At 65.6% G+C, this 23,849-nt stretch carries 23 protein-coding genes; 13 read left to right on the top strand and 10 right to left on the bottom strand.

The window, feature by feature from the left end; translation table 11 throughout:
* Positions 1-294: 294 nt before the first annotated feature.
* The 5 genes from ACUDP5_RS13255 to ACUDP5_RS13235 all read left to right on the top strand — a co-directional run bounded on the left by ACUDP5_RS13255 (position 295) and on the right by ACUDP5_RS13235 (position 6,122).
* Positions 295-1,503, top strand: coding sequence for an ABC transporter substrate-binding protein (locus tag ACUDP5_RS13255; protein ID WP_263913442.1), 1,209 nt, complete (start codon positions 295-297; stop codon positions 1,501-1,503).
* 22 nt (positions 1,504-1,525) lie between these two features.
* On the top strand, positions 1,526-2,587 hold the full coding sequence (locus ACUDP5_RS13250) for an alcohol dehydrogenase (RefSeq protein WP_445658952.1): 1,062 nt from the start codon (positions 1,526-1,528) through the stop codon (positions 2,585-2,587).
* A 606-nt stretch (positions 2,588-3,193) separates the two neighbouring features.
* Positions 3,194-4,525: an IS110 family transposase gene (locus tag ACUDP5_RS13245; RefSeq protein WP_445658951.1), complete on the top strand. Its 1,332-nt coding sequence runs from the start codon at positions 3,194-3,196 to the stop codon at positions 4,523-4,525.
* Between the two features lie 251 nt (positions 4,526-4,776).
* A complete protein-coding gene (locus ACUDP5_RS13240; protein WP_263913445.1) occupies positions 4,777-5,154 on the top strand; it encodes a DUF423 domain-containing protein in 378 nt (125 codons plus the stop codon).
* Between the two features lie 59 nt (positions 5,155-5,213).
* Positions 5,214-6,122, top strand: a complete 909-nt coding sequence (locus tag ACUDP5_RS13235) for a DMT family transporter (RefSeq protein ID WP_445658950.1) — start codon at positions 5,214-5,216, stop codon at positions 6,120-6,122.
* A 66-nt stretch (positions 6,123-6,188) separates the two neighbouring features.
* On the opposite strand, the gene ACUDP5_RS13230 is transcribed toward ACUDP5_RS13235, so the two are convergent.
* Together ACUDP5_RS13230 and ACUDP5_RS13225 are read right to left on the bottom strand one after the other, a co-directional pair.
* Positions 6,189-6,827 carry a glutathione S-transferase family protein gene (locus tag ACUDP5_RS13230; RefSeq protein WP_263913447.1) on the bottom strand — a complete coding sequence of 213 codons (639 nt, stop codon included), beginning with the start codon at positions 6,825-6,827 and terminating at the stop codon, positions 6,189-6,191.
* Positions 6,828-6,832: 5 nt separating this feature from the next.
* A complete protein-coding gene (locus ACUDP5_RS13225) occupies positions 6,833-8,017 on the bottom strand; it encodes a PQQ-dependent sugar dehydrogenase (protein ID WP_445658949.1) in 1,185 nt (394 codons plus the stop codon).
* A 104-nt stretch (positions 8,018-8,121) separates the two neighbouring features.
* Here ACUDP5_RS13225 and ACUDP5_RS13220 point away from each other — a divergent pair, with 104 nt between their 5' ends.
* Entirely contained in the window at positions 8,122-8,736 is a 615-nt protein-coding gene (locus ACUDP5_RS13220; protein WP_175217360.1) for a glutathione binding-like protein, read from the top strand.
* Here ACUDP5_RS13220 and ACUDP5_RS13215 read toward each other — a convergent pair whose 3' ends face one another.
* Positions 8,737-9,678, bottom strand: coding sequence for a LysR family transcriptional regulator (locus ACUDP5_RS13215; RefSeq protein WP_445658948.1), 942 nt, complete (start codon positions 9,676-9,678; stop codon positions 8,737-8,739).
* 166 nt (positions 9,679-9,844) lie between these two features.
* Here ACUDP5_RS13215 and ACUDP5_RS13210 point away from each other — a divergent pair, with 166 nt between their 5' ends.
* Genes ACUDP5_RS13210 through ACUDP5_RS13200 form a run of 3 tightly spaced genes read left to right on the top strand, consistent with a single transcriptional unit; the run spans position 9,845 to position 13,101 of the window.
* Complete coding sequence (locus ACUDP5_RS13210) at positions 9,845-10,822, top strand: tripartite tricarboxylate transporter substrate binding protein (protein WP_263913451.1); 978 nt, start codon at positions 9,845-9,847, stop codon at positions 10,820-10,822.
* 31 nt (positions 10,823-10,853) lie between these two features.
* On the top strand, positions 10,854-12,365 hold the full coding sequence (locus ACUDP5_RS13205) for an N-acyl-D-amino-acid deacylase family protein (protein WP_445658947.1): 1,512 nt from the start codon (positions 10,854-10,856) through the stop codon (positions 12,363-12,365).
* Between the two features lie 46 nt (positions 12,366-12,411).
* Positions 12,412-13,101, top strand: a complete 690-nt coding sequence (locus ACUDP5_RS13200; protein ID WP_445659161.1) for an aspartate/glutamate racemase family protein — start codon at positions 12,412-12,414, stop codon at positions 13,099-13,101.
* Between the two features lie 551 nt (positions 13,102-13,652).
* On the opposite strand, the gene ACUDP5_RS13195 is transcribed toward ACUDP5_RS13200, so the two are convergent.
* The 5 genes from ACUDP5_RS13195 to ACUDP5_RS13175 all read right to left on the bottom strand — a co-directional run bounded on the left by ACUDP5_RS13195 (position 13,653) and on the right by ACUDP5_RS13175 (position 18,590).
* A complete protein-coding gene (locus ACUDP5_RS13195; protein ID WP_263913454.1) occupies positions 13,653-14,354 on the bottom strand; it encodes an ABC transporter ATP-binding protein in 702 nt (233 codons plus the stop codon).
* Positions 14,354-15,121, bottom strand: coding sequence for a high-affinity branched-chain amino acid ABC transporter ATP-binding protein LivG (gene livG / locus ACUDP5_RS13190; protein WP_025140817.1), 768 nt, complete (start codon positions 15,119-15,121; stop codon positions 14,354-14,356). Before livG ends, ACUDP5_RS13195 begins: the two co-directional genes overlap by 1 nt.
* A complete protein-coding gene (locus ACUDP5_RS13185) occupies positions 15,118-16,353 on the bottom strand; it encodes a high-affinity branched-chain amino acid ABC transporter permease LivM (RefSeq protein WP_263913455.1) in 1,236 nt (411 codons plus the stop codon). The genes livG and ACUDP5_RS13185 overlap by 4 nt, the downstream gene beginning before the upstream one ends.
* Positions 16,353-17,279, bottom strand: a complete 927-nt coding sequence (livH, locus tag ACUDP5_RS13180; protein ID WP_175193503.1) for a high-affinity branched-chain amino acid ABC transporter permease LivH — start codon at positions 17,277-17,279, stop codon at positions 16,353-16,355. Before livH ends, ACUDP5_RS13185 begins: the two co-directional genes overlap by 1 nt.
* Positions 17,280-17,474: 195 nt before the next feature.
* Positions 17,475-18,590, bottom strand: coding sequence for a branched-chain amino acid ABC transporter substrate-binding protein (locus ACUDP5_RS13175; protein WP_025140820.1), 1,116 nt, complete (start codon positions 18,588-18,590; stop codon positions 17,475-17,477).
* A 52-nt stretch (positions 18,591-18,642) separates the two neighbouring features.
* Between ACUDP5_RS13175 and ACUDP5_RS13170 the strand changes: the two genes are divergently transcribed.
* On the top strand, positions 18,643-18,885 hold the full coding sequence (locus tag ACUDP5_RS13170) for a hypothetical protein (RefSeq protein WP_263913456.1): 243 nt from the start codon (positions 18,643-18,645) through the stop codon (positions 18,883-18,885).
* A 106-nt stretch (positions 18,886-18,991) separates the two neighbouring features.
* Here the strand turns inward: ACUDP5_RS13170 and ACUDP5_RS13165 are convergent, their stop codons facing one another.
* Complete coding sequence (locus ACUDP5_RS13165; protein WP_445658946.1) at positions 18,992-19,546, bottom strand: queuosine precursor transporter; 555 nt, start codon at positions 19,544-19,546, stop codon at positions 18,992-18,994.
* Complete coding sequence (gene proC / locus ACUDP5_RS13160; protein WP_263913458.1) at positions 19,543-20,376, bottom strand: pyrroline-5-carboxylate reductase; 834 nt, start codon at positions 20,374-20,376, stop codon at positions 19,543-19,545. The genes ACUDP5_RS13165 and proC overlap by 4 nt, the downstream gene beginning before the upstream one ends.
* A 196-nt stretch (positions 20,377-20,572) precedes the next feature.
* On the opposite strand from proC, the gene ugpB reads away from it, so the two are divergent.
* From ugpB to ugpE, 3 genes are all read left to right on the top strand, one after another.
* Positions 20,573-21,886, top strand: coding sequence for a sn-glycerol-3-phosphate ABC transporter substrate-binding protein UgpB (gene ugpB / locus ACUDP5_RS13155; protein WP_025140823.1), 1,314 nt, complete (start codon positions 20,573-20,575; stop codon positions 21,884-21,886).
* 158 nt (positions 21,887-22,044) lie between these two features.
* A complete protein-coding gene (gene ugpA / locus ACUDP5_RS13150; protein ID WP_263913459.1) occupies positions 22,045-22,926 on the top strand; it encodes a sn-glycerol-3-phosphate ABC transporter permease UgpA in 882 nt (293 codons plus the stop codon).
* A gap of 21 nt (positions 22,927-22,947) precedes the next feature.
* Positions 22,948-23,799 carry a sn-glycerol-3-phosphate ABC transporter permease UgpE gene (gene ugpE, locus ACUDP5_RS13145; RefSeq protein WP_263913460.1) on the top strand — a complete coding sequence of 284 codons (852 nt, stop codon included), beginning with the start codon at positions 22,948-22,950 and terminating at the stop codon, positions 23,797-23,799.
* Positions 23,800-23,849: the final 50 nt, after the last annotated feature.

The raw sequence follows: 23,849 nt of genomic DNA, 5'->3' as shown, positions 1-23,849 counted from the left end.
GGCCGCCAGCCTTTGAAGACTGCCGTCGCGCATGTCTTCCGCCCGCCGCATCCGCCTTCCTTTCTTTGGCCTGCCGTGTTCGCGCCCGGCAAGCGGCCCGCGCACGCCCCCACCTAGGCAATCCACCCATTGACCTTTCACATATGAAAACTTAACTTCTTGCACAGGAATTTTTATTCCTTAACAAGAAAACAAATTCAGCCGGTTGGAGCACCGGCCGCCCTCGCCTTCGTATTCGCGTCCATTCCAACAATGCAAACGCCGGTCCGCACGGCGGACCGTGGAGACAGACAGATGCGCATCAACTCCTTGTGGACGGCCGCGGCCGCCCTGCTCGCCACCTGCGCCGTTCAGGCCCAAAGCGATGTCGTCCGGCTGGGCGTCTCCAACGACCGGTCCGGCATCTATTCCGACCTGGGCGGCCTGGGCTCGGAAATGGCCGTGCGCATGGCCGTCGAAGACTTCGGCGGCAAGGCCGCCGGCAAAACCGTCGAAGTCATCGGCGCCGACAACCAGAACAAGGCCGACGTCGCCTCGGCCCTGGTGCGGCGCTGGTTCGACACCCAGGGCCTGGTCGCGGTAGTGGATGGCGGCGCCAGCTCGGCGGGCCTGGCCGCGCAAGGCGTGGCGCGCGAAAAAGGCGGCACCGCCCTCATCAGCGGCGGCTTCGCGGGCGACTTCAGCGGCAAACAGTGCAGCCTCCTCAGCACCCAGTGGGCGCCCGACACCTACGCCCTGGCCAATGCGGTGGTCAAAAGCGTCGTCGAAAACGGCGGCAAGTCCTGGTACTTCATCACCACCGACTACGTCTTCGGCAAATCCCTCGAAGCCAACGCCAGCCGCTTCGTCGAGGCCGCCGGCGGCAAGGTCGTCGGCAGTACCCGCCATCCCCTGGGCGCCATGGACTTCGCCTCGTTCCTGGTGCAGGCGCAATCCTCCAAGGCCGACGTCGTCGGCCTGGCCAGCGCGGGCGGCGATCTGGTCAACCTCATCAAGCAGGCCCAGGAATTCGGCCTGACCGGCGGCAAGCAGCGCCTCCTGACCTTCCTCACCTTCATCAACGACGTCCAGGCCATGGGCCTGCCCGTCGCCCAGGGCCTGACCTTTCCCACCGGCTTTTATTGGGATGCCGACGACGACACCCGCGAATGGACCCGCCGCTGGCAGAAGAAAATGGGCGTGACCCGCCCGCCGTCCATCGTGCAGGCCCTGAGCTACGTCGCCACCACCCACTACCTGCAGGCCGCGCAGGCCGCCGGCACCTTCGACGGCGCAATCGTCAACCAGAAGATGCGCGAGTTGCCCATCACCACCAAACTGATCAAGAATGCCCACATCCGCCCCGAAGACGGACGCGTCATCATGGACCTGTATCTGGTCGAAGTGAAAAAGCCGGCCGACTCCAAATACCCCGGCGACTTCTACCGCATCCTGTCCACGGTGCCCGGCGACAGGGTGTTCGTGTCGCTGGCCGACAGTGAATGCCCCCTGGTCAAGAAATAAGCCCATCCCACGAGGAGACATCATGAAGTGCTATTGCGTCGTCAACTTCCGCGAGCCCCTGCAGGAAATGGATCCGCCCACCCCCGTGCCCCAAGGCACGCAGGTACTGCTCAAGGTCCGCGCCGCCGGCGTCTGCCATAGCGACATCCACTTGTGGGAAGGCGGCTACGACCTCGGCCAGGGCCGCACCCTGTCACTGAAAGACCGCGGCGTCTCCCTGCCCCTGACCATGGGCCACGAAACCGTCGGCAGCATCGTCGCCGCCGGCCCCGACGCCCAGGGCGCCGCCCCCGGCGGCAACTACCTCGTCTACCCCTGGATCGGCTGCGGCACCTGCCCCACCTGCCTCTCGGGCCAGGAAAACCACTGCACCGCCCCCGCCTGCCTGGGCGTACACCGCGCCGGCGGCTACGCCGACCACATCCTGGTGCCGCACCCGCGCTACCTCATCGACATCGGCGACCTCGACCCCGCCCAGATCGCCCCCTACGCCTGCTCCGGCCTCACCACCTACTCCGCCCTGAAGAAAATCGGCGAAGCCGTCTACCGCGAGCACCCCGTCGTCATCTTCGGCGCCGGCGGCCTGGGCCTCATGAGCCTCACCCTCATCAAGGCCCTGGGCGGCAAAGGCGGCATCATCGTCGACATCGACCCCGCCAAACGCCAGGCCGCCCTCGACGCCGGCGCCCTCGCCGCCATCGACGGCGCCGCCCCCGACGCCGCCCAGCAAATCCTCAAGGCCGCCGGCGGCAAACCCCTGCAAGCCGCCATCGACCTCGTCGGCGCCCCCGCCACCACCTCCCTCGCCTTCGACTTCCTCACCAAGGGCGGCAAACTCATCATCGTCGGCCTCTTCGGCGGCGCCTCGTCCTGGCCCATCGCCCTCATCCCCATGAAGGCCCTCTCCATCATCGGCAGCTACGTCGGCAACCTCGCCGAACTACGCGAACTGATGACCCTGGTCCGCACCGGCAAAGTCCCCCCCATGCCCGTACACCGCCACCCCCTGAAAGACGCCGACACCGTCCTGGCCTCGCTACGCGCCGGCCAGGTCGTAGGCCGCGCCGTCCTCACCGTGGACTAACCCCTCCTCAAACCGCCGCGGCAAATTCGCCGCGGCACCTTCACCAATCAGCTCCACTGCCAGAGAGAAGCCCGCAAGACGCACGCCAGCCGCCAATCGAGCACAGCATCAAGCGCACCAAGAAGCACACCCCTCCCACTCGCTCCCCGCCCGCGCGCAGCGCACACCGCCCCGACGCCCCACAATGCGTAAGCTTCGTAAGGCCGCCCGCGCGGCCGGCACGAAGCGGGCCCCGCACCCCTCGCCCACCCCACTCGGTCTAGCAGCACCACGCACCCAGACACTCGCAGTCCGTCGGGCGGCGTGTCTCGGTGGCGGGCGCCCTCGATGCGCCCGAGGGAATCGGAAGCCCAATAGTCGTCATGCACGACACCCGTGACGAAGAAACTTTCTCCGTGGCATCGGCTGTGGCAAGGTGGAATGCCGCCAGGTAAAGACCGACCTTCCAGTGGTGCGTGTTAGCGCACGCCCGTTCTGAAGCATGGCCCCGGGTGACGTCACCGACATTGGTGAGCACACGCATAGCGCGTGCATCCCGTTTGAGAGAGTGAGTACAACGACGTACCCATGCCTGGCGGCATTCCGTTTGTGATCATGGAGCAAGCCATGTCCCTGCGCAAGTCTGTTGCACCCTTAACCCTGGCCCACCCCGATGCCGCAGGCATCGACATCGGCTCGGCCAGTCACTTTGTCGCCGTGCCTGCCGACCGCGATGAGCAGCCCGTTCGTGAGTTCAAGAGCTTTACTGCCGATCTCTATCGCCTGGCGCAGTGGCTCAAGGACTGCGGCATTACCGCGGTCGCCATGGAGTCCACCGGCGTCTATTGGATCCCCTTGTACGAACTGCTCGACAGCCAAGGCTTTACCGTCTATCTGGTCAACGCCCGGCACGTCAAGAACGTCTCTGGCCGCAAGTCCGACGTCCTGGACTGCCAGTGGTTGCAACAGCTCATGAGCTATGGCCTGCTGGCCAGCGCCTTCCGGCCTTCGGACCAGATCTGCGTCTTGCGCGAGTTCTCGCGCCAACGCCAGATGCTGCTGGCCTCACAGGTGCGCCACGTGCAGCACATGCAGAAGGCGCTCACGCAGATGAACATCCAGTTGACCCAAGTGCTCTCGGACGTCGTCGGGGTCACCGGCCAGGCCATCATCCGCGCCATCGTGGCCGGCGAGCGTGATCCCCACGTCCTGGCCCGCCTTAAAAAGCGCCAGGTCAAGGCCAGCGAAGACGATATCGCCGCAGCCCTGCAAGGGACCTGGCGCCATGAGCACCTGTTTGCGCTACGCCAGGCACTTGCCCTGTACGACGCGTATCAGAGCCAGCTCGATGAGTGCGATCAGCTCATCCAGACTGAGCTGCATAAGCTACAGCGCCATGACGGCGACCCAGGCAAGTCCCAGCGTCGCTGGCCCAAGAAGGCCATGGCCTTCGACCTGCGCACGCACCTGTTCGCCATGTGCGGCGTGGACCTGACCCGCATCAATGGGGTCGATGAAATGACCGCCTTCAAAGTCCTGGCCGAGGTCGGGCCTGATATGACCCGCTTCCCCACATCCAAGCACTTCGCCTCTTGGCTCGGGTTGTGCCCGGGGACACGGATCTCCGGGGGCAAGGTCCTGAGCAGCGCCACCAAGCGCTCGCCAAACCGCGCCGCCCAAGCCCTGCGCCTGGCCACCGCTGCGTTGCGAACAAGCCAGTCGGCCTTGGGTGCCTATTACCGACGGCTGTGCGCACGCCTGGACAAGCCTCGCGCCATCACCGCTGCGGCCCACAAGTTGGCTCGTCTGATCTACGCCATGCTCACCAAAGGCACCGAATATGTCGACCAGGGAGAGCTGTATTACGAGGAACGCTACAAGCAGCGCGTCATGCATCACTTGACCAAGCGCGCCCAGGCGATGGGCTATAGCCTCACGCCACTTCCCGAGACTCCGTGAAAAAACCCCAAACAAATCAGCAGCTTGACGGGAGTTTCTTGAGAGGTAGCCGAAGGCGGACGACGATGACGAAGGGGAAGTCCGGCGCCCGCGCGCCGGACCGCAATCGTGGGCGCCCGCCACCGAGACACGCCGCCCGACGGACGACCTACGAAGCACACCCCAACGCAAGCCCCAAAAAAAGAACCAAACAACATTTCCGCCTATCATAGGAACCCAAAGCCCAGCCCCCCAGAAAAAAGGAAAAAAGCATGACAGACCGCCAGCTAACCGTCCTAGCGGCCCTGAACCTGCTGGTAGCGGTAGGTGCCGGCGCATTCGGCGCCCATGGCCTGAAGCGCCTGGTCACCCCCGAGCTGCTCTCCGTCTGGCAAACCGGCGTCCTGTATCACCTCATCCACGGCCTCGGCCTCTTCATCATCGCCCTGCTCGGCGCCCGCTACGGTTCCCCCCTGCTGTCCGCCGCCGGCATCGTCATGTTCATCGGCATCGTCCTGTTTTCAGGTAGCCTCTACACCCTGACCCTCACCGGCACGCACTGGCTCGGCGCCATCACCCCCCTGGGCGGCGCCGCCTTCCTTGCCGCCTGGGCCATGGTCGCCCTGGCCGCCTACCGCGCCCAACCCTGATTCACCTGCCCCCGCATCACCCCAGGCGGTTGCAACACCGCCGCCCCCGCTGAACCCCGATGTCTTCCGCCACCGTCTTTCCCGCCACCCGCAATCATTCCGCCGCCGCCGGCATCGCCTGCGTCATCGGCGGCATCTTCTTCCTGACGCTCAGCGACGCCAACGCCAAATGGCTCGGCACCAGCTACAACCCGCTGCAGATCCTGTTCCTGCGCGCCCTCATCGCGCTGCCCTTCGTCACCGCGCTCGCCATCAGCCTGGGCGGACGCCGCGTGCTGCGCACCGCGCACCCCGGCCTGCACCTCACGCGGGGCGCCATCAACGTCGTCTCGGCCTGTTGCTTCTACCTGGGATTGCGCGCCCTGCCGCTGGCCGAAGCCACCGCCATCGCCTTCGCCGCGCCCCTGTTCGTCACCGCCCTGTCCGTGCTGATCCTGAAAGAGCGCGTCGACGGCAAGCGCTGGCTGGCCGTGCTGGCCGGCTTTGCCGGCGTGCTCATCATCGTGCGTCCCGGCACCGACGCCTTCCAGGCTGCCACCCTGCTGCCCTTGACCACCGCGCTGCTCTACGCCGTCATGATGATCACCGCCCGCGGCATCAGCCGCGGCGAAGGCATGCTCACCACCACCTTCTACATCGTCGCAGGGCAATTGGTGTGCAGCGCCGTCGCGTTGCCCTGGGTCTGGCACACGCCGGCCCTGGCCGACCTGCCGTACTTCGCCGCCGTGGCGCTCTTCAGCACCTTGGGACTGGCCCTCATCACCCAGGGCTTTCGCATCGCGCCCGCCTCCGTCGTGGCCCCGTTCGACTACACCGGATTGATCTGGGCCACCTTGCTCGGCTGGATCTTCTGGCGCGAAGCGCCGGACGCCTATGCCTACCTGGGCGCGCTGTTCATCGCCGGCAGCGGCGTGTACATCGCGCTGCGCGAAGCGCATGGCTCGCGCAAGCAACGCAACAAGGCGTAGCGCAAAGACATCGTCATCAAGGAAGACCGGCAGCGACTTGAACCGCCGCTGCCGATCGCAAGAGGGCTACTCCGTCAACGGCGGGAAGTTGCGCTTGAGCACCCGCGCCACATTGGGTTCCCGCGCGGCCTGACGCGCCACCGCCGTCAGCGCCGGGCAGTTCGCCTCGAACCAGGCCAGGCCCGGTCGCCAATGCGTCATCACCGCGACATACAGGTCCAGCGCCGAAAAGCGGCGGCCCAGCATGTGCGGCGTGCCGGCCTGGCGCTCCAGTTCCAGCCAGAGTTCCGCCCGCCGCGTATGGATGCGCTCGCGCAACAGATCGGCCGGCGCCCCCGGCGTGGTCCATTGCGACGGATCGTCGCCGAACGTGAACGTCGGATAGACCGCCGCCACCAGCCGCAACAGCAGATTCAGGAAATGCGCGCGTTCGGGCTGGTCGGCCGCTGGCGCCAGGCCCGCCTGCGGCGCCACGTCATGCAGGTGCAGCACCATCGCCGCGCTTTCCGTCATCACCTCGCCGTCGGGCGTGATCAGCGTCGGCACCTGGCCCAGCGGATTCAGGTGCAGCAGCCGGTCGCGCTCGGCCCCCGGCTTCAGGTAGGGCACGTCCGTCAGCGTGTGGGGCACGTTGGCCAGCGCCAGCGCCGCCTCGACGACCGCCGAACCGCAGCCCAGCGAACCGATCAACTCATAGGTCTTCATGGCCATCATCCTCCCGTAGGCGCCGGGGCCAGCCGCAGCAGCTGACCCGGCGACGCATCCGTCAGTACGTACACATAGCCGTCCGGCCCTTGCCGCACATCGCGGATACGGGCCTTGCGGTCGACCAGCAACTGTTCTTCGGCCACCACCTTGTCGCCATCCAGCGTCAGGCGGATCAGGTTCTGGTTCGCCAGCGCGCCGATGAACAGCGAATGGCGCCAGGCCGGAAAGCGGTCGGCGTTGTAGAACGCCATGCCGCTGATCGCCGGCGACTTGGCCCACCAGTACAGCGGCGGCTCCATGCCAGGCAGCGTCTCGCCCTTGGCCTCGGGGATGGGCTGGCCCGAATAGTTGATGCCGTAGGTCGCCAGCGGCCAGCCGTAGTTCTTGCCCGACTGCACCAGGTTGATTTCATCGCCGCCGCGCGGCCCGTGTTCGTTTTCCCACAGCGCGCCGGTCCAGGGGTTGAGCGCCATGCCCTGCGGGTTACGATGGCCGTACGACCAGATCTCGGGCCGCGCGCCGGCCTGGCCCACGAAGGGGTTGTCGGTCGGCACCGAGCCGTCCACCTTCAGCCGCACCACCTTGCCTTGCAGCTTGTCCAGGTCTTGCGCGGTCGGGCGCTGGTTGTTCTCGCCCAGCGAGATGAACAGATAGCCCTTGCCGTCGAACACCAGGCGCGAACCGAAATGCAGGCCCTCGGACAGCTTGGGGGCTTGCCGGAACAGCACCTTGAAATCTTCCAGCCCGCTGCCATCGGCCGCCAGCTTGCCGCGGCCCACCGCGGTGCCGCTGCGCTTGCCGTCGGACTCGGCATATGACAGGTACACATAGCGGTCCTGCGCGAAATCCGGCGACAACGCCACGTCCAGCAGCCCTCCCTGGCCTTGCGCGGCCACCTTGGGCACCCCCGTCAAGGGCTTGGACAGGCCGCCCGGCGTGCGCAGCAGCCGCAGGCTGCCGGGCCGTTCGGTGATCAGCATCCCGCCTTCGGGCAGAAAAGCCATCGACCAGGGATTGGACAAGCCGCCCACCACGACAGTGACCTGCGCGGCCACGGCGGGCGGTTGATCGGGACTTTTGGCGGGGGTGGCCCAGGCACTGCCCGCGCACCACGCGGAACCGGCCAAGGCAGACGTAAAGACAAGAACAGACAAGGCGCGACGAGTCGCGGACAGGCGTTGCGGCATGGACGTCTCCGGCGGCTGTGTGGGGTGCGACGGTACGCGGCGGTGGCGTACCATAGGCGCAAAGAGCGGCGGCTTCCGCTCTTTCTCCAAGGAGTCAACCTTACATGAAACTGTACTACATGCCCGGCGCGTGCTCGCTCGCGTCCCACATCGTCCTGGAATGGATCGGCAAGCCCTACGACACCCACAAGCTCAGCCGCGACGAATTGAAGGGCCCCGAGTTCCTGAAGGTCAACCCGCTGGGCGCCGTGCCCGCGCTGGTCGATGGCGACTTCGCCCTGACCCAGAACATCGCCATTCTCGAATACCTGGCCGAACAGGCCCCGCAAAGCAAGCTGCTGGGCGACGGCTCTGCCCGTTCGCGCGCCGACGTGCGCCGCTGGCTGGGCTTCATCAACTCGGACATCCACAAGACGTTCTCGATGATCTTCGGCGCCCAGCGCTACCTGAACGACGAAGGCCCCCAGCGCGAGCTGGCCGCCTCCGCGTCCAAGCAGCTGACCCGCCTGTTCGCCCTGCTCGACGCCCAGCTCGCCAAGAAGCCCTACCTGGCCGGCGCCGAGCCGTCGGTGGCCGATGCCTACCTGTACGTGGTGCTGCGCTGGGCGCACGCCAAGCAGGTCGACCTGTCGGGGCAAGACCACCTGGCCGCGTTCTTTGCGCGCATGCAGGAAAACAGCGGCGTCAAGGCCGCGCTCAAGGCCGAAGGCCTGGAGTAATCAGACCGGCGCGGCGGTTTCCAGGACCTTCTTCACGGCGGCCAGGAAACGCCGCGCCAGCAAGGGCGGCGCGCTCAGGTTCGAGTGCGTCGCCCACACCTCGACGCTGGCTGCCGGCGCGATCGGCCGCAGCACCATGTGCTCGGTCTGGTCCGGCGATACGCACCAGGCGTCCACCAGCGCCGGCCCCAACCCCTGCTGCACGAACGAACACGCCGTGACCGGCGAATGCACCTCCACCGCCGCCGCGCATGCCGGCCCGGCGCCGAAGAACGACTGCAACGCGCGCCCCAGCGGCGTATCGCGCGGATAGCCGATCCAGGCCGCCGACACGAAGTCTTCGGGATGCACCACCGCGTGATCCGCCAGCGGATGCCCCTTGGGCAGCGCGCAGATCACCGGCACGGTGGCCAGCTTCACCGACGTCAGGTTGGGATGGTCGGGCGGCTGCATCGAAATGCCGATATCCGCCTGGCCCGACAGGAAATACGCCGCCAGTTCATCGAACGTGACGCTGCGGTAGTCCACCCGCGCATCCGCATTGCGGTCGCGAAAGCGCCCCAGCGCCAGCGGCACCAGGCGCTGCCCGTAGCTGGCGCTGGCCACCACCTTCAGCATGCCCGCCCCCGACTGCCCCAGGCTGGCCGCCAGGTCGTTCACCCGCTCGATGCCGCCATACACCTGCTCGACCTCGGCATACAGCCGCCGCGCCTCGGCGGTGGGCGACAAGCGACTTTTCACGCGTTCGAACAGCCGATAGCCCAGCCGGCTTTCGGTCAACGCCAGCACCCGGCTCACGGCCGGCTGCGACACATGCAGCATGCGACCCGCGCCGCTGATCGAGCCGGCCATCATGATGGCGCGAAACACTTCGATCTGGCGCAGGTTCAACGGCCGGCCGGCACTGGGCCCGACCTCGTCGACAAAGGCGTCGGCATCCATTTTTTCCCCTTGGACCTGTTCAAGCTAAAGGGCCTCGGACGGGCCCTGGACATCACAAGCATCGATAACGGCGGATTATAGGTTTTCGACATTTTTCGATGACGCACTGCGGCAAAGCCGGTGCTAATCTGCCCGCCTCCACACAACAAAACAAGGGGAATCCACCATGCAACGCTCTGTTTTCCGCAGCCTCGCCGCCCTGGCACTGACCGCCACCTTTGCCGGCAGCGCGCTCGCCGGCGCCTATCCCGACAAGCCCATCACCTTCATCGTGCCGTCCGCCGCCGGCGGCTCGCCCGACGTGCTGTCGCGCCTGATCACCACCCAGCTGTCCAAGAACACCGGCGCCACCCTGGTCGTCGAAAACCGCCCCGGCGCCGCCGGCAACATCGGCATCGCCCTGGTCAAGCGCGCCGCCGCCGACGGCTACACCGTCGGCTACGGCAACATCAACACGCTGGCGGTCAACCGCTCGCTCTTCAAGCGCCTGCCCTACGACGTCGACCAGGACCTGGCCCCCGTCGCCCACATGTTCGACCTGTACAACGCCCTGATCGTCCCCGCCGACTCGCCCGTCAAGAGCGTGCAGGACCTGATCGACCGCGCCCGCAAGGAACCCGGCCGCCTGTCCTACGGCGCCTCCGGCGTCGGCACCACCGGCCACATGGGCGGCGAACTCTTCAAGAGCATGGCGAAAGTCGACGTCATGTTCATCCCCTACAACGGCGGCCCCGCCGCCATCCAGGACCTGCTCGGCGGCCGCCTGGACTACCTGTTCGTCAACACCTCCGAAGCCGCGCCGCTCGTCAAGAGCGGCAAGGTCCGCGCCATCGGCGTAAGCAGCCTGAAACGCCTGGCGCTCATGCCCGACGTGCCCACCCTGGACGAAGCCGGCCTGAAGGGCTATGAAACCGTGGCCTGGGGCGGCGTCGTCGCCCCCAAGGGCACCCCGCCCGACGTCGTCGCCAAGCTCAACGCCGACATCCAGAAAGCCCTGCAGGCCCCCGAAGTGCGCACCGGCCTCGAAACCCTGGGCGCCGTGCCCGCCACCGGTTCGCCCGACGAATTCAAGCAGCTGATCGACCGCGAAACCGCCAAGTGGAAGCAGATCATCGAATCCGCCGGCATCGAAAAACTGGACTGACCCCGTCCCACCGCCCATGACCGACCGCTCCATGACCGATCGCGCCCCCGCCGCTTCCTCCCGCAAGGACCGCAACGCCTTGCAGGCCGACTTCATCGTGGCGGGCGCCACGCTCATCGACGGCACGGGCGGCCCCGCCCGCCAGGGCGACCTGGCCGTGCGGGACGGCCGCATCGCGGCCGTGGGCACCTTCGACCACCCGCCCGGCGTGCCCGTCATCGCTGCCGCCGGCCTGGCGCTCGCGCCCGGCTTCATCGACTCGCACACCCACGACGACGGCTACCTGCTGGCGCATCCCGACATGCTGCCCAAGGTCTCCCAAGGCATCACCACCGTCGTCACCGGCAACTGCGGCATCAGCCTCGCGCCCCTGTCGCGCCAGGACATTCCCCAGCCCCTGGACCTGCTCGGCCCCACCGAGCTGTTCCACTACCCCACCTTCCACGCCTGGATCGACGCCCTGGCCGACACCCCCGCCGCCGTCAACGTCATCCCGCTCGTCGGCCACACCACCCTGCGTGTCGCCGTCATGGACGACACCTCGCGCCCCGCCAACGACGCCGAACGCCAGGCCATGCGCGCCCTCTTGCAAGAGGCCCTGGACGCCGGCGCCTTCGGCGTGTCCACCGGCACCTTCTACCCGCCCGCCAGCGCCGCGCCCACCGACGAAATCATCGACGTCTGCCAACCCCTGCGCGGCCGCGCCGGCGCCCTCTACGCCACCCACCTGCGCGACGAAGCCGACCATATCGTGCCCGCCATGGAAGAGGCCCTGCTCATCGGCCGCGAACTCGACTGCCGCGTCGTCTTCTCGCACCACAAGCTCGCCGGCGAACGCAACCACGGCCGCAGCCGCGAAACCCTGGACCTCATCAGCCGCGCCGCCGCCGCCCAGCCCGTCTGCCTGGACTGCCACCCCTACCCGGCCACCTCCACCATGCTGCGCCTGGACCGCGCCCGCCTGGCCAGCCGCACCCTGATCACCTGGTCCAAAGGCTACCCCGCCGCCACCGGCCGCGACTTCAGCGACGTCATGGAAGAACTCGGCCTGGACGACGAAGCCGCCCTCGTCCGCCTCGCCCCCGCCGGCGCCATCTACTTCCTGATGGACCCCGCCGACGTCAACCGCATCTTCAGCCACCCGCTCACCATGGTCGGCTCCGACGGCCTGCCCTTCGACCCCCATCCCCACCCGCGCCAATGGGGCACCTTCACCAACGTGCTGCGCACCCTGGTGCGCGAACAACGCCTGCTCTCCCTCGAAGCCGCCATCCACAAAATGACCGGTCTCGCCGCCACCCAATACGGCCTGGCCGGGCGCGGCCTGCTGCGCGAGGGGTATCATGCTGACCTGGTGCTGTTCGATCCCGCCAACGTCACAGACACGGCCACTTTTTCAGCTCCCATTCAGGCAAGCCGCGGCATCCACCACGTGTGGGTCAACGGCAAACCCGTGTGGGACGGGGAACGAACCGGCACCGAACGCCCGGGCCAGGTTCTGTCGCCCGGGAATGCAATACCTTGGAGTCAACAAAGTGAATAGCTATTCCCAGGGCTGTTACCTGGGTGTTCTGGGCGGCATGGGCCCCATGGCCGGCGCCGCCTTCGCGCTCCGCCTCGCGGCGCTCACCCCCGCCGACGCGGACCAGCAACACATCCCCACCCTGCTGCGCAACGATCCCCGCATCCCCGATCGTTCCAGCGCCTACATGGCCGGCGGCGAAAATCCCCTGCCCTACATGGTCGAAGGCGTACGCTTCCTCGAACGCGCCGGCGCCCAGCTCATCGCCATCCCCTGCAACACCGCCCACCTCTGGTACGACGACATCGCCGCGTCCACCCAGCGCCCGGTCCTGCACATCATCCGCGCCGTCATCGACGACCTGCGCCGCCTCGGCCTGCCCACAGGCCGCATCGGCCTCATGGGCACCGCCGCCACGCTCAAGCTCGGCCTGTACCAACGCCACCTCGAAGCCGAAGGCTACGAGTGCCTCGTCCCCGACGACGACGAAGTCGAACGCTATTGCATGGCCTCGATCCGCGCCGTCAAAGGCAACCGCCTCGAAGCCGCCTACGCCCCCGCCGCCGACGGCATCGCCCGCCTGAAGGCCCGCGGCGCCGACGCCGTCGTCCTGGGCTGCACCGAACTCCCCCTGGCCGTGCCCCACGCGCTACGCCCCACCCTGGGCATCACGCTGACCGACTCGATCGACGCCCTCGCTCGCGCCGCGATAGCGCACTACCTCGCCGACCAGCCCGAGCAACGCATCGCGGCCTGACGCAAACGGCCTGCGGCCCACGCCCGCAGGCCGCGCCAGCCACCGACCTTCCCAGCCGGCCGCAGGCCACCGCCCTCCCCCCACCCGAAGGCGCCGCAACAACCTCCCCCAAACTCTGCTCTGCCCCGCCACACCCACCACATGCAATCGCGCAGCGACCAGCGCCACGACGCCCGACGAAACGTATGCCGGGAGCCGGCCGCCCGCGCGGCCGGTCCCGGCGGGCCCCGCAAATCCCCCGCGCGCCCCTCGGTCCAGCAGCGCGACAAACCTCGAAACCCGTAGCTCGGGGCGGGTGGCGTACCGCGATCGCGCGCCGTCGATGCGCCCAAGGGAATCCGTAGGTAGCCGAAGGCGGACGAGGATGACGCAGGGGGGGGCCGCCGAGGCCAGTCCGGAGCGAAGGCTCCGGACCGCAATCGTTGGCGCGCGATCGCGGTACGCCACCCGCCCCGAGCGACCTACGAAGCAACCAGCAAACAAAAAAAAGGCGCACTCTCACGAGATACGCCCAATTTCCCTTCGCGGGGAATAAACCAAAAGCAAAAAAATCAGCCGCCCAGATAAGCCTTCCGAACCTGATCGTTCACCAGCAAGTTCGCCCCAGTATCCTGAAGCACCACCCGCCCGTTCTCCAACACGTATCCACGATCCGCCACCTGCAGCGCCTTGTTCGCATTCTGCTCAACCAGGAACACCGTCACGCCCTGCTCCCGGATTTCACGAATGATGTCGAAAATCTGCGCAATCACCAGCGGCGCCAACCCCAGCGTCGGCTCATCCAGCAGCAACAACCGCGGCCGCGTCATCAACGCCCGCCCGATCGCCAGCATCTGCTGCTCGCCCCCCGACATCAGCCCCGCCCGCTGCGCCGCGCGTTCCTTCAGCCGCGGAAACAGCCCATACACGTGCTCGATGCCCGCCTGGATCTCGTCCCGCTTCAGGAAAAAGCCGCCCATCATCAGGTTCTCGGCCACCGTCAGGTCCTTGAACACCCGCCGCCCTTCCGGCGAAATGGCGATGCCATTGCGCATGATGTGGTGGGTATCCCGGTTCGTGATGTCCTCGCCTTCGAACGTGATCTTGCCTTCACGGGCACGCGGATTCCCGCAGACCGTCATCAGCAACGTCGTCTTGCCCGCGCCGTTCGCGCCGATCAACGTCACGATCTCGCCCTTGTTCACATCCACCGACACCCCGTTCAGCGCCTGGATCGCGCCGTAGAACGTGTGTATGTTTTCCAGCTTAAGCATCATTCCTCCCCCAGATACGCCTTGATGACGCGCTCGTCGTTGCGCACCTGCTCGGGGGTGCCGGTCGTAATCGGCTTGCCGTGCTCCATCACCAGAATGCGGTCCGAAATGCCCATGATCAGGCTCATATCGTGCTCGATCAGCAGCACCGCCACGCCGAACTCGCGGCGCAGCTGGTCGATCAGCGACTGCAGATCGCGCTTTTCCTGCGGGTTCAGGCCCGCCGCCGGCTCGTCCAGCATCAACAGGCGCGGCTTCGTGATCATGCAGCGCGCGATCTCAAGCCGGCGCTGGTGGCCATAAGCCAGATTGCCTGCCTCGCGGTTCGCATACTCGCGCAGCCCCATGAAATCCAGCCACTGCGCCGCGCGCGCCAGCGCATCGGCTTCCGACTGGCGGTAGGACTTCAGCTTGAGCAGCCCCGGCAACAGCCGCGACTCCACCTGCGTATGCTGCGCCACCAGCAGGTTCTCCAGCACCGTCAGCTGCTTGAACAGCCGCACGTTCTGGAACGTGCGCACCAGCCCGTGGCGCGCCACCTTGTGGCTGGGCAGGCCCGTGATGGACTTGCCGTCCATCACGATATCGCCCGCCGTCGGCGCGTAGAAACCGCCCACGCAGTTGAACACCGTGGTCTTGCCGGCCCCGTTCGGGCCGATGATGGCGAACACCTCGTCGGATTTGACTTCGAACGCCACGCTGTCCACGGCCAACAGGCCGCCGAATCGCATGGTCAGTCCGGATACCTTCAGCAATGCCTCGCTCATTTAGCCAGCTCCACGTGGGGACGCTTCATGGGCAACAACCCCTGCGGACGCCACATCATCATCAATACCATCACCAGGCCGAACATCAGCATCCGGTACTCGGCGAACTCGCGCGCCAGCTCGGGCAGCACCGTCAGCAGGACGGCCGCCAGGATCACGCCCACCTGCGACCCCATGCCACCCAGCACCACGATCGCCAGGATCAGCGCCGACTCGATGAAGGTGAAGGATTCCGGGTTCACCATGCCCTGGCGGGCCGCGAAGAACGCCCCGCCGAAACCGGCGAAGGTCGCGCCCAGCGTGAACGCGGACAGCTTGATGCGGGTCGGGTTCAGCCCCAGCGAACGGCAGGCGATCTCGTCCTCGCGCAGCGCTTCCCAGGCGCGGCCGACCGGCATGCGGATCAGGCGCGTCGAGACGAACAGCGTCACCAGCGCCAGCAATAGCGCCATCATGTACAGATAGATCACCATGTGCTGGTTCTGGAACGTCAGGCCGAAGAAGTCATGGAACGTCGTGCCCCCTTCCGTGCTGGCGCGGCGCGTCATTTCCAGGCCGAACACCGACGGCTTCGGAATGCCCGAGATACCGTCCGGACCGCCCGTCAGCGTGTTCAGGTTGATCAGCAGCAAGCGGATCATTTCGCCGAAGCCCAGCGTCACGATCGCCAGGTAGTCGCCGCGCAGGCGCAGCACCGGAAAGCCCAGCACGAAGCCGAACAGCGCGGCCATCGCGCCCGAGAACGGCAGCGCTTCCCAGAAGCTCCAGCCGCCCCAGTGGTACAGCAAGGCGTAGGTATAGGCGCCCACGGCATAAAAGCCCACGAAGCCCAGGTCCAGCAGCCCGGCAAAACCCACCACGATGTTCAGGCCCAGGCCCAGCATCACGTAGATCAGCACCAGCGTGGCGATGTCCACCGAACTGCGCCCCGCGAAGAACGGCCAGGTGACCGCCACCGCCAGGATCAGGAACATCAGCAGCTTGTTGCTCTTGGCTGGCGCCGACGGCAGCGTCGGCAGGCCCGTCTTCAATTTCTGGAACGGCTTGGCGATCCAGGGACGCAGCAGCTGGAACACGAACACGACCGCGGCGGCCAGCGCCACCAGCGACCAGTGCGATTCCATCGACGTGCGGGCGCCCTGGCGGATCAGTTGCAGGCCGAAGACGGGGGTGACGATGACCGCGGTCAGCACCGCCGCCATCGTGGCGTTTTTCAGGTTGTTGTTCGACATCAGACTTTTTCCACCTCAGGTTTGCCCAACAGCCCGGTGGGACGGAACAGCAGGATCAGGACCAGCAGCGAAAACGCCACGATGTCCTTGTACTGCGACGAGATATAGGCTGCCGCGAACGTTTCGGCCAGGCCCAGCAACACGCCGCCCAGCATGGCGCCGGGGATGCTGCCGATGCCGCCCAGCACCGCCGCCGTGAAGGCCTTGATGCCGGCCAGGAAGCCGATGAAGGGATTGAGCTTGCCGATGGTGATGGCGATCAGCACGCCGCCCACCGCCGCCAGGATCGCGCCCATCACGAACGTGAACGAGATCACGCGGTTGGTGTCGATGCCCAGCAGGTTCGCCATGTGCATGTCCTGCGAGCAGGCGCGCGATGCGCGGCCCATGCGGGAATACTTGATGAACAGCGTCAGGGCCACCATCAGCACCACGGTCACCACGATGATCATGATGCGCGAATACGGCACCGTCACATCGAAATCGGAACCCATGTGGAACTGCACGGCGCCGGACACCAGCGACGGCACCGCCATGTCGCGCGCGCCCTGGCCCAGGGCCACCCAGTTCTGCAGGAAGATCGACATGCCGATGGCCGAGATCAGCGCCACCAGCCGGGGGCTGCCTCGCACGGGGCGATAAGCCACGCGTTCGACCGAGAAACCGTAGATGCCGGTCACGGTGATGGCCACGAGCAGCATGGCCGCGATGATGAACGGTACCGGCAGGCCGCTACCGGTGCCGATGGCCGTCAAGGTGACCAGGCCGACATAGGCACCGATCATGTAGATTTCGCCGTGAGCGAAGTTGATCATACCGATGATGCCGTAGACCATTGTGTAGCCGATGGCAATCAACGCGTAGATCGCGCCCAGAGACAATCCATTGAAGAATTGCTGGGTAAGTTGGGGTATGAGGTCGGACATTATTTCTCTTGCTCCAAATAGTTCCGGCTCCGGTAGAGAGACCCGGAGCCGGAAACCTGGGCGTATTTTATAAGGGCCTGTGGTTAGCGCCTGCCGGCCGCACAGCGCTTTTGGCGCATCGCTACGCGGATTACGGCACAACGACAACGACAGGCCCTTCACGCCGGCAACCGCGCCGGCGACAATCGCGGGAGTTTACAGCTGGGTCTTCTTGCCGTTCTTGTCCCATTTGTAAACGGCGAACTCGAAGTTCTTCAGATCGCCCTTGGCGTCGTACTCGACCTTGCCGATGCCGGTGTTGAAGGTGGTCTTGTGCATGTAGTCGGCCACCTTGGCGGGGTCTTCGCCCACCGCGGTGATGCTGTCGGCCAGGATCTGGACGGCGGCATAGGCCGGCATCTGGAAGGCGCCGTCCGGATCGCGCTTGGCGTCCTTGAAGGCCTTGACGATGCTTTCGTTGCCCGGCAGCTTGGTGAAGTCAGCCGGCAGCGTGACCAGCAGGCCTTCGATGGCCGGGCCGGCGATAGCCACCAGGTCCTGGTTGGCCGTGCCTTCCGGACCCATGAACTGGACCTTCAGGCCCTGTTCACGCGACTGGCGCAGCAAGAGGCCCAGTTCGGGGTGGTAGCCGCCGAAGTAGACCAGGTCGACGCCGGCCGACTTGAGCTTGGTGATGATGGCCGAGTAGTCGCTGTCGCCGACGTTGATGCCTTCGAACAGCGCGACGTTCACGCCTTCCTTGGTCAGGGTGTCCTTGACCTGGGTGGCCACGCCCGAACCGTAGGTCTGCTTGTCGTGCAGCACGGCGACCTTCTTGGGCTTGAGGGTATTGGCGATGTAGCGGGCGGCGTACGGACCTTGCTGGTCGTCGCGGCCGATCGTGCGGAAGAAGTAATGCGGCTTGATGGTGTCGGTGACCAGGGGCGACGTGGCGCCCGGCGTGATGCCGACGATGCCTTCCTGTTCGTAGACGTTCACGGCGGCCACGGTCACGCCCGAGCACGCATGGGCCACGGCGAACTTGGCGCCGGAGTTGACCACGCGGTTGGCGGCCGGCACGGCCTGCTTGGGTTCGCAGCCGTCGTCGATCAGGATGGGTTCGAGCTTCTTGCCCTTGACGCCGCCCTTGGCGTTGATGGTCTCGATGGCCGTCAGCGCGCCGGCCTGGATCTGGTCGCCATACTGGGTGTTGGGACCCGTCATGGGTTGCGGGATGCCGATCTTGATCGTATCGGCGGCGTGCACGGAACCTGCCAGGGCAAGCGCCCCAAATGCCATAGCTACCGGGGTAAGGCGATGCAGAAACTTCATGCGGAGTTCTCCAGCAAGGTTGTGAGCGGCTCTGTTCGACCCGGCTTATCAGGTGGATACCCCGAAATCCGCATCGCCCGTCGCCGGCTTCTTGGGCAAAAACACAGTGTGGGCGGTATTCTGGAAGCAAGCAGACATACTGTCACTGCGTGTAATCCCCAATATTTCACGGCAAACTTTTAATCGTGACGCATTGCTGTCACAAGTGCGTGAAAACGCAGGAGAAATCCGCCCGGCGCCTTGGAAAGCCACTGGCGCCGGCGGGAAAATCATGCTGGGTGATTTATATGAATAATCATTAATACGCCGTTTGATTTCGCGTTTTAATACAGTACTTACGCGAGTCTTACGGATAATGATTATCGGGTTAATAATCCAGCGCGATTTTCGAAAATAAAACGTCAGGCATTGGCCGGCTTGGCCAGGTTCCACATCAGCGCGCGGAACGGCGCCAGCATGCTGATGTTGACCGCCAGCTTGACCGCCAGGTCGCCCGCCATCCAGGTGACCCACGGCGCGCCGGTGGCGGCAAAGGCCACGCTGAAGAACACGGCCGTATCCAGCACCGCGCCCAGCACCCCGGACACCAGCGGCGCGCGCCACCAGCGCTGGTCGCGCAGGCGATCGAAGACCTGGATGTCGACCAGTTGCGCGCAGATGTACGCCAGGCCCGAGGCCAGCGCGATGCGCGGCGAGGCCACCCAGACGGATACCGCCAACGCCGCCGCAAAGCCGAACCACGCCACGCGCCGCGCGGCCGCCGGGCCGAAACGGCGGTTCAGCACGTCGGTCACCAGGAACGCCACCGGGTACGACAGGCCGCCCCAGGTCAGCCAGTTGTTCAGCGGCACCTGCACCAGGATGTTCGAGCCCACCACCACCAGCAGCATGCACAGCACGGCAATGCCGAACTGCGCCCGGCTCATGGGCGCGAAGCGCGAGACCGCCGGGTTCATTTGCCGAACTCCTCGGCCAGCTCGCGCGAACGGCGCGCAGCCGCGGCCATGGCGTCTTCGACGATGCCGGCAAAGCCCGCGGCGTTGAACGCGGCCAGGGCGGCGGCGGTGGTGCCGCCCTTGGACGTGACCCGTTCGCGCAGGACCGAAGGCGGGTCGGAGGATTCCGCCGCCAGTTTCGTGGCGCCGGCAAACGTGCCCAGCGCCAGCTGGCGAGCCTGCTCGGCGGTCAGGCCGACCTTCTGGCCGCCCGCGATCAGGGCTTCGAGAAACAGGAACACATAGGCCGGGCCGCTGCCGGACAAGGCGGTGACGGCATCCAGCGCCGCGTCGTCGGCCACCCAGACCACCTCGCCCACGCTGCCCAGCAGCGTGGCGGCCAGTTCGCGATCTGCCTGCCCCACCCCGTCCAGCGCAGCCAGGCCCGTGATGCCGGCGCCGACCAAGGCCGGCGTATTGGGCATGCAGCGCACCAGGCGGCGCCACGGCGCGTCCGGCGACCCCAGCCAACCGGCCAGCGTATCGGCGCGAATGCCGGCCGCCACGCTTACCACCAACGTGTCGTCGCGCAACCACTGACGCGTGGAAGCCACAACGTCTTTCATGTTCTGTGGCTTGACCGCGAACACCCAAACGCGGCAGGCCGCCAGGGCCTCGCCGGGGGCCGTCGCGGTGGTCATGCCGCGGGCCTGCCAGGCAGCGTGGGAATCCTGGTTAATGTCAATGACATGGATGCTGCCGGCGGGGCATACTTTGCCGGCCAGTCCGGATGCCAAAGCGGAGGCCATGTTGCCCCCGCCGATGAACGCAATCGAAAGTTCGTTTTTCATAGGATGCGATTGTAAACCGGTGGGCCTGCCCTGGAAAAAAAAGAAAATGTTCGTTCGCGCCTGAAACGCGCAATTTGACAGGCGTTTTAAGTGATGTGAAAGTCACGGTTTTGTCACAAACAATTCATAAGGTGACGTGTTTTCCGCGCCCGGACAACCCCGTGCGCGCTACACGCCCAACTGGAGGAAACCTCTCATGCGATCCCACCGAATTGCCCTCACCTTTGCCGCCGTCATGGCGGCATTTGCCGGCGCTTCCGCGCAGGCTGCTACCGAAATCACGTTCTGGCACTCGATGGAAGGCGCGCTGGGCGACCGCGTGAACGGCCTGGTCGAAGAGTTCAACAAGAAGAACCCCGACTATCAGGTCAAGGCCGTCTACAAGGGCAACTACGGCGAATCCATGAACGCCGGCATCGCCGCGTTCCGCGCCGGCAACGCCCCGGACATCCTCCAGGTATTCGAGGTCGGCACCGCCACCATGATGTACGCCAAGGGCGCCATCAAGCCGGTGCAGCAGATGTCGGAAGAAGTCGGCAACCCGATCGATCCGAAGGAATTCATCGGCGCCGTGGCCGGCTACTACTCGTCGGCCGACGGCAAGCTGGTGTCGATGCCCTTCAACAGCTCGACCGTGGTGTTCTACTACAACAAGGACGCCTTCAAGAAGGCCGGCCTGGACGCCGACAAGCCGCCCAAGACCTGGGAAGAGCTGGCCGCCGCCGGCCAGAAGCTGAAGGCCGCCGGCCAGGAATGCGGCTACACCACGTCGTGGCCGTCGTGGGTCCAGCTGGAAACGTTCTCGGCCTGGCATAACGTGCCGTACGCCACCAAGGACAACGGTTTCGGCGGCCTGGACGCCCGTATCGCCATCAACACCCCGCTGCACGTGCGCCACCTGGAAAACCTGGCCAAGCTGGGCAAGGAAGGCATCTTCATGTACGGCGGTCGCGGCGACGAGCCGAACTCGCTGTTCATCAGCGGCAAGTGCGCGATGATCACCGGCTCGTCCGGCCTGCGCGCCAACATCGCCAAGAACGCCAAGTTCGAATTCGGCACCTCGACCGTGCCCTACTACGCCGACGTGCAAGGCGCGCCGCAGAACACCATCATCGGCGGCGCTTCGCTGTGGGTCTTCGCCAACAAGAAGCCCGAAACCTACAAGGGCGTGACCGCGTTCTTCAAGTTCCTGGCCAGCCCCGAAATCGCCGCCCGCTGGCACCAGCAGACCGGCTACGTGCCGGTCACCAAGGCCGCCTACGAGCTGACCAAGAAAGACGGTTTCTATGACAAGAACCCGGGCACCGAAGTCGGCGTCAAGCAGCTGAACGTCGAAACCACCGCGCAATCGCGTGGCCTGCGCCTGGGCTTCCTGCCGCAGATCCGTGAAATCGAAGACGCTGAAATCGAACGCATCGTGTCCGGCAAGGTTGCGGCCAAGGACGGCGCCGAGAACATCGTCAAGCGCGGCAACGAACTGCTGGAAAAGTTCGAGAAGAGTGTAAAGTAACGCCCTTTCCGGGGTCCGCACGCGCCCTGTCCGCAGTATTTTCCTTGCGCGACAGGGACTTGCATGATTCCCGGCTGCAGCGAACGAGGCTTAAAGCCCTGGTCAATTTGGGGCTTTAAGCCTATCGTGTTTTCATGAGTACCCATTAGGTCCCCCCTATGGAAAAACGTGTCGTCTTCGGGCATAAGACTCTGCCCTATCTGCTGCTCCTGCCGCAGATCATCATTACCGTCGTCTTCTTCTTCCTGCCCGCCGGACAAGCCATGTGGCAGTCCATGCGCCTGGAAGACGCTTTCGGCCTGTCGTCCGAGTTCGTCGGCTTCGACAACTTCATGGAACTGTTCTCGCAACAGGCCTACCTCGATTCCTTCCGCGTCACCGCCGTGTTCTCGATCCTGGTGGCGGTGGTCGGCCTGGGCGTGTCCTTGCTGCTGGCCGTCATGGCGGACCGCGTGATCCGCGGCGCCGGGCTGTACAAGACCCTGCTCATCTGGCCCTACGCCGTGGCGCCCGCCGTCGTCGGCGTGCTGTGGCTGTTCATGTTCTCGCCTTCCGTGGGCATCCTGGCCGTGGCGCTGCGCAAGTCGGGCGTCGACTGGAACCCGCGTCTGGATGGCAACCAGGCCATGATCCTGGTGTTGGTCGCCGCCGTATGGAAGCAGGTCTCGTACAACTTCCTGTTCTTCCTGGCCGGCCTGCAGTCGATTCCGCGCTCGCTCATCGAAGCCGCTGCGATCGACGGCGCCAGCCCTGCCCGCCGCTTCTGGAGCATCGTGTTCCCGCTGCTGTCGCCCACCACGTTCTTCCTGCTGGTGGTCAACATCATCTATGCGTTCTTCGACACCTTCGCGGTGGTGGACACCACCACGCAGGGCGGTCCCGGCACGTCGACGTCCATCCTGGTCTACAAGGTGTACAGCGACGGCTTCCGTGGCCTGGACCTGGGTTCGTCCGCGGCGCAGTCCGTGGTGTTGATGTTCATTGTGGTTGCCTTGACGGTCGTACAGTTCCGCTACGTCGACCGCAAAGTGCAGTACTGATCTTGTTCGAGGCTGATAACAATGGTTGAACGCCGTCCCTGGCTGGATATTCTGGCCCACGTCATTCTGCTCTGCGGCGTGGCGATGGTGGCATTTCCGCTCTACGTCACTTTCGTCGCGTCTACCCAGACCGCCCAGGAAGTCGCGCAGGCGCCGATGTCGCTGATCCCCGGTCCGCACTTTGTCGATAACTACATGCAGGCGCTGTTCGGCGGCTCGTCGGGCGGTTCGTCCGGCGCGCCGGTGGGTCGCATGATGTACGTCAGCCTGATCATGGCGCTGGTGATTTCCATCGGCAAGATCGCGATCTCGCTGCTGTCGGCCTTTGCGGTCGTGTATTTCCGCTTCCCCGGCCGCATGTTCTTTTTCTGGATGATCTTCGTCACGCTGATGCTGCCGGTCGAAGTCCGCATCGCGCCGACCTACAAGGTGGTGGCCGACCTGGGCCTGCTCAACAGCTACGCGGGCCTGACGCTGCCGCTGATCGCGTCGGCCACGGCCACGTTCCTGTTCCGCCAGTTCTTCCTGACGGTGCCGGACGAGCTCATCGAAGCCGCGCGCATCGACGGCGCCGGCCCCGTGCGCTTTTTCCGCGACGTGCTGTTGCCGCTGTCCAAGACCAGCATCGCCGCGCTGTTCGTGATCCAGTTCATCTACGGCTGGAACCAATACCTGTGGCCGCTGCTGGTGACCACGCAGGAAGACATGTACCCCGTCGTCATCGGCATCAAGCGGATGATCAGCGGCGGCGACAGCGTCACCGAATGGAACATCACCATGGCCACGGCCATGCTGGCCATGATTCCGCCGGCGCTGGTGGTCATCCTGATGCAGAAATGGTTCGTCAAGGGTCTGGTAGATACTGAAAAGTAACTATTGCCCGCTAAAGCCCACCCGACAACGACTCCGAATACGAATAACTC

This window comes from Achromobacter sp. NCFB-sbj8-Ac1-l (assembly GCF_052695805.1).
Note: the sequence above shows the minus strand (reverse complement) of the source record. Positions and strands in the feature narration are given on the sequence as shown.